Here is a 5,588-nt window from a genome sequence, read left to right on the forward strand (position 1 = left end):
GCCTGCTCGATCCGCGGCCGGGAGTACTCGGCGGCCTGCTGAGCAGCCTTGCGGGTGCGGACGGCGGCTTCCTGGGCGGCCTGGTCCACCTTCGGCGGCACATGGGTGCGGGCCTGTTCCAGACGTGGTGCGAGATGGGCGTCGTACTGCACACGGGCCTGGTCGGCGGCCAGGGACACCTTGGGCGCGAGTCGTACGCGCGCCTCGTGGGCGTAGTACGCGGCCTTGTCCTTGGCCGTGTCGGCGTAGGGCGCCACCACTTCCGCGGCGTGCAGCACGCTGTCCTTCGCCGAGCCGGTCGCGGAGCGCACGCTGTCGATGCGGGTCACGGGGTTCCTCCTCCTCGGTGGCGTACGGTTCTTCGTCTATCCACCCAATTAGGGATCATGCCTGCCAGAGGGCTACGGGGCATGTGAGGGCGGGCATCCGGGTCACGATCACGGATCATTAAGGATGAATACGGGGGAACTGGGGGAACGGGGGCTTGTCATCGACAATGCCACGGATCCCCGCCACCTGCCCCTGTCCCGGTGTCACTCGGCCGGTTTTCCGCAAGCGGATCCGGCGGAAAGGTCCCCGCGCGATGCCATCGGGCGACTCGGCACGTCCAGCGTGCGAGGATCTGGGGGTCACAGAAAGACAACGGAAGGCAGATCGTGGCTGAGCAGCTTTACGCCACCCTGAAGACCAACCTCGGCGACATCGAAGTCCGGCTGCTGCCGAACCACGCGCCCAAGACGGTCAAGAACTTCGTCGAGCTCGCCACGGGCGAGCGGGAGTGGACCAACCCCGAGACCGGTGTGAAGTCCGCGGCCAAGCTCTACGACGGCACGGTCTTCCACCGAGTGATCAGCGGCTTCATGATTCAGGGCGGGGACCCGCTGGGCAACGGCACGGGTGGCCCGGGCTACCAGTTCGAGGACGAGTTCCACCCGGACCTCCGCTTCGACAAGCCCTACCTGCTGGCCATGGCCAACGCCGGGCCGGGCACCAACGGCTCGCAGTTCTTCGTCACCGTCTCCCCGACGGCCTGGCTGACCCGCAAGCACACCATCTTCGGCGAGGTCACCGACCCGGCGAGCCAGAAGGTCGTGGACACCATCGCGGCCGCCAAGACCAACCCGCGCACCGACCGCCCGGTCGAGGACGTGGTCATCGAGTCGGTCGTCGTCGAGACCCGCTAGATCACAGGGCCGGCAGCGGTACTTACCGCCGGGAACCAAACGCCCCGTTCATCCGTAAGGATGGGCGGGGCGGTGCATTGCGTACGAAGGATTGAGGGGACCCCATGGATCAGGCGCCAGGCAGCCCGCAGGGCCCGGAGGAACAGCGGCCCCCGGACGCCCAGAGCCTGCCGGGTTGTTATCGCCACCCGGACCGCGAGACCGGCGTCCGCTGCACCCGCTGCGAGCGCCCGATCTGCCCCGAGTGCATGGTCAGCGCCTCGGTCGGCTTCCAGTGCCCGGAGTGCGTGCGCGACGGCTCCGGCACGGGGCACGCCCCGACCGCTGCCCAGCCGCGCACGATCGCCGGTGGCACGGTGGTGGCGGATCCGCGGCTTGTCACCAAGATCCTGGTCGGCATCTGCGTCGCCGTGTATTTGGTTCAACTGGCGAAGGGTGACCGGTTCACCGACCGTCTCGACCTCATCGGTCAGGCGTACGTTCCGGTCCTGGGCTCGGTCCAGGGTGTGGCCCAGGGCCAGCCGTACCGACTGTTGACCGCGATGTTCCTGCACGGCAGCCCGATCCACATCATCTTCAACATGATGAGCCTGTGGTGGATCGGCGGCCCTCTGGAGGCGGCTCTCGGCCGCGCCCGCTATCTGGCCCTGTACTTCGTCTCGGGCCTCGCGGGCAGCGCGCTCACCTATCTCCTCGCCGCCCCGAACTCGCCCTCGCTCGGTGCCTCGGGCGCCATCTTCGGGCTCTTCGGCGCGACCGCCGTGCTGATGCGCCGGCTTCGGTACGACATGCGGCCGGTCATCGCGCTGCTGGTGATCAACCTCATCTTCACCTTCGGCTGGTCCAACATCGCCTGGCAGGCCCACATCGGCGGTCTGGTCGCCGGCGTGATCACCGGCTACGCGATGGTCCACGCCCCGCGCGAGCGCCGCGCCCTGATCCAGTACGGCACCTGTGCCGTCGTACTGGTCGTCGTCGTGGTGTTGACGCTGATCAGGACGGCTCAGCTCAGCTGATACCAAACCGTTGTCCACAGTGCGTGGCGGATCTTGTGCATACCGTGGAGAACAGCTGTGCCCCCTGTCACCGACCCGTGTTTATGCAGGTCAGGCAGGGGGCGAACAGGCTTGCGGTTGCCGGTGTGTCAGTCACACCAGCGTCAACACTCAGTGGGTTATCCACAGATCGTCGTTCTTTTTCCCCAGGCTCGCTGTGGATACTTCTCTGGTCTGTGGATAACTCAGCGGAAAGTCGTGGGCAGAGCTGCGTTCACCGAGTGGTGGCCGCAGCTTCGACCGCTGGTCAGGCCGCTACTTCCACTGCGTGGAGACGCCGAACCCGGCGGCGATGAAGCCGAAGCCCACCACGATGTTCCAGTTGTCCAGGCTGTCGATGGGCATGGAGCCGTCGGTGACGTAGAAGACGACGATCCAGGCCAGTCCGATGACGAACATGGCCAGCATGACCGGAGCGACCCAGGCACGGCTGTTCAACTTGATGGCGGTCGCCGTCTTCGCCGGCGGCGGCGTGTAGTCGGCCTTCTTGCGGATACGTGACTTCGGCACGAGGGTCTCTCCTGTCGATGCGCTGCGTGGCCGCGCAGGGAACTGGGGCGGGCTCCGGGGCAGCGTACAAGGGGACACTGAGTGCTCCCCCGGGCGTCCGTTAGCGTAGTGCTTCCGCGGCGCCGAAGGAGATAAGGGTACGTTGAGCAATTCTGCCGACTCCCCCGGGACGGGTACCAGTCCTGCCCGTATCCGCCGTTTCCGTCCCGTACGGATTCTCACGGTGGCCGTCTTCGCCCTCGCGGGACTCATCTTCTTCACCAGTTTCAACACGGCCAAGGGCACCAACATCCGCACGGACGCCTCCCTGCTGAAGCTGTCCGACCTCATCCAGAACCGCAGCGAGAAGAACGGCCGGCTCAACGACGCCAACGGCGTCCTGCGCGACGAGGTCGACGCGCTCCGCAAGGAGGACGACACCGGCACGGGCGCCGACAACGAGAAGCTGACGAAGCTTGAGAAGAGCGCGGGCGCGCAGAAACTCAAGGGCAAGGCCGTCACCGTCACCCTCAACGACGCCCCGCCCAACGCCACCGCCAAGCTCCCCGGCTACCCCGAGCCGCAGCCCGACTACCTGGTCATCCACCAGCAGGACCTCCAGGCCGTGGTGAACGCCCTGTGGCAGGGCGGCGCCAAGGGCATCAAGGTCATGGACCAGCGGCTGATCGCGACCAGCGCCGTGCGCTGTGTGGGCAACACCCTGATCCTCCAGGGCCGGGTCTACTCGCCGCCGTACAAGATCACGGCCGTGGGTGACCCGGAGAAGCTGCAGCAGGCGCTGGCGGCGTCCAAGGCGATCCAGAACTACATGGTGTACGTCAACGTCTACGGGCTCGGGTGGAAAGTGACCGACGACGGGACGGTGACTCTTCCCGGGTACTCGGGCACAGTGGATCTGCACTACGCGAAGCCAGTGGAGTAGGCGTCCGTACGGGAGCTGCCGGTGCGCGTGATCGTCAGGAGCGTCAGCGAACTCTGCATCACCGTAGGCACCCTGATCGTCCTCTTCGTGGTCTACGTCCTGTTCTGGACCGGTGTGAAGGCCGACCGCACGATGAGCGACCAGATCGACCAGTTGCAGAACCAGTGGTCGCGGCAGACCGCGCACCCGAAGGCGGCCCCCTCACCCACCGCACCGGCGAAACCGGCCGCCTACAAGGACGGCAAGCCCTTCGCGATCATGTACATCCCGCGGCTTGGTTTCACGTGGAACAAGCCGGTTCTTGAGGACACGGCCGTGAACACCCTCAAGAAGGGGCTGGGGCACTACGCCGGCACCGCGCGACTCGGGCAGGTCGGGAACTTCGCGGTGGCCGGGCACCGGCGGACCTACGGCAACCCCTTCGTGGACTTTCCCCAGCTGCGCAAGGGTGACGCGGTGGTGCTGACGGACGGGACGACATGGTTCACGTATCGGATCGACAAAGGGCCCTACAAAACAGTGCCCACCGACATTGAGGTGATCGATCCTGTGCCACGTAAGTCCGGGTACACGGCCTCGGGCCGCTATCTCACGCTGACCACGTGCGATCCGGAGTGGGGGCACAGCCACCGGCTGATCGTCTGGGCACACCTGGACTCCACACAGCCTGTGGAGGCCGGGAAACCAGCCGCGCTGCGCCGTTAGTCTGGTGGCGTACGGCGTGAGTCTGGTGCCGTGGTGCGACGGAAGGGACGGCATGTACGGCTGGATCTGGCGGCATCTGCCGGGCAACGCTTGGGTCAAGGCGCTGATTTCGCTCGTCCTTGCCCTGGCCGTGGTCTACATCCTCTTCCAGTACGTCTTCCCGTGGGCCGAACCGCTGCTGCCCTTCAACGATGTGACGGTGGACAACCAGTGAGTGCACGGATTCTCGTCGTCGACAACTACGACAGCTTCGTCTTCAACCTGGTCCAGTACCTGTACCAGCTGGGCGCCGAGTGCGAGGTGCTGCGCAACGACGAGGTGTCGACGGCGCACGCCCAGGATGGCTTCGACGGCGTCCTCCTCTCGCCCGGCCCCGGCACCCCCGAGGAGGCCGGAGTCTGCATCGAGATGGTGCGGCACTGCGCCTCGACCGGGGTGCCCGTCTTCGGCGTCTGCCTCGGCATGCAGTCGATGCAGGTGGCCTACGGCGGCGTCGTGGACCGCGCCCCCGAACTGCTGCACGGCAAGACCTCGCTCGTCGAGCACGAGGGCAGGGGCGTCTTCGCCGGACTGCCCTCGCCCTTCACCGCGACCCGCTACCACTCCCTGGCGGCCGAGCCGGCGACGGTTCCGGCCGAGCTGGAAGTCACCGCCCGGACGCACGACGGCATCATCATGGGCCTGCGCCACCGCGAACTGCCCGTCGAGGGCGTCCAGTTCCACCCGGAGTCGGTGCTCACCGAGCACGGCCACCGGATGCTGGCCAACTGGCTGGTGGAGTGCGGCGACCAGGGTGCCGTGGCGAGGTCGGCGGGGCTCGCCCCGGTGGTGGGCAGGGCCACGGCGTGACCGCGCTGCGCCCCGAGCGCGAGTCCGAGGCCTCGTACGGGGAGCAGCCGTACGGGGAGCCGGGCGCGTTCGAGGAGTGGTACGACGCGCAGGCCCAGGGCGTGTCCGGGGTGCCGTACGGTCCGGTCGACGAAGAGACCATGGCGCTGCGGATACCGGAGCCGCCGCCGGTACGGAGAGGCCATGGGCGGTCCATACCGGCCTCTGACGCCTCATCCGCCTCCTCCGCCACAGGAACCCCGACGGGTGGCCGTGCGGCCCGCAGAAAGGCCGCCAAGGGCCGTCACGGGCGTCATGGGGGCGCCGGGGCGGCGGAGGAGACCGCCGAGGGGCTCGAATCCGGTGCCGCCGGTGCGTCCGGTG

Annotated in this window: 8 protein-coding genes and 1 pseudogene; 7 read left to right on the forward strand and 2 right to left on the reverse strand. The window is 67.4% G+C overall.

What is annotated here, in order from left to right; all coding sequences use genetic code 11:
* Nucleotides 1-329 (reverse strand): DUF5324 family protein (locus tag R6V09_RS44555; protein ID WP_317887193.1); only part of this gene is annotated, 329 nt, incomplete at its 3' end.
* 327 nt (nt 330-656) lie between these two features.
* Between R6V09_RS44555 and R6V09_RS44560 the strand changes: the two genes are divergently transcribed.
* Together R6V09_RS44560 and R6V09_RS44565 are read left to right on the forward strand one after the other, a co-directional pair.
* Entirely contained in the window at nt 657-1,184 is a 528-nt protein-coding gene (locus R6V09_RS44560; protein ID WP_317887194.1) for a peptidylprolyl isomerase, read from the forward strand.
* Between the two features lie 104 nt (nt 1,185-1,288).
* Nucleotides 1,289-2,200 (forward strand): rhomboid family intramembrane serine protease, encoded by a 912-nt coding sequence (locus R6V09_RS44565; protein ID WP_317887195.1) that lies wholly within the window; start codon nt 1,289-1,291, stop codon nt 2,198-2,200.
* Nucleotides 2,201-2,494: 294 nt separating this feature from the next.
* On the opposite strand, the gene crgA is transcribed toward R6V09_RS44565, so the two are convergent.
* On the reverse strand, nt 2,495-2,749 hold the full coding sequence (gene crgA, locus R6V09_RS44570) for a cell division protein CrgA (RefSeq protein WP_019073554.1): 255 nt from the start codon (nt 2,747-2,749) through the stop codon (nt 2,495-2,497).
* A gap of 142 nt (nt 2,750-2,891) precedes the next feature.
* Here crgA and R6V09_RS44575 point away from each other — a divergent pair, with 142 nt between their 5' ends.
* From R6V09_RS44575 to R6V09_RS44595, 5 genes and pseudogenes are all read left to right on the forward strand, one after another.
* On the forward strand, nt 2,892-3,671 hold the full coding sequence (locus tag R6V09_RS44575) for a DUF881 domain-containing protein (protein ID WP_317887196.1): 780 nt from the start codon (nt 2,892-2,894) through the stop codon (nt 3,669-3,671).
* Between the two features lie 21 nt (nt 3,672-3,692).
* On the forward strand, nt 3,693-4,376 hold the full coding sequence (locus R6V09_RS44580) for a class E sortase (protein ID WP_317887197.1): 684 nt from the start codon (nt 3,693-3,695) through the stop codon (nt 4,374-4,376).
* A 16-nt stretch (nt 4,377-4,392) separates the two neighbouring features.
* Nucleotides 4,393-4,590 (forward strand): hypothetical protein, encoded by a 198-nt coding sequence (locus R6V09_RS44585; RefSeq protein ID WP_174479444.1) that lies wholly within the window; start codon nt 4,393-4,395, stop codon nt 4,588-4,590.
* On the forward strand, nt 4,587-5,225 hold the full coding sequence (locus R6V09_RS44590) for an aminodeoxychorismate/anthranilate synthase component II (protein WP_043675957.1): 639 nt from the start codon (nt 4,587-4,589) through the stop codon (nt 5,223-5,225). Before R6V09_RS44585 ends, R6V09_RS44590 begins: the two co-directional genes overlap by 4 nt.
* Nucleotides 5,222-5,588, forward strand: a pseudogene (locus R6V09_RS44595) (class E sortase); the annotation flags it as partial. The gene R6V09_RS44590 and the pseudogene R6V09_RS44595, both read left to right, overlap by 4 nt.

Source organism: Streptomyces sp. W16, assembly GCF_033194735.1.
Taxonomy (GTDB): domain Bacteria; phylum Actinomycetota; class Actinomycetes; order Streptomycetales; family Streptomycetaceae; genus Streptomyces.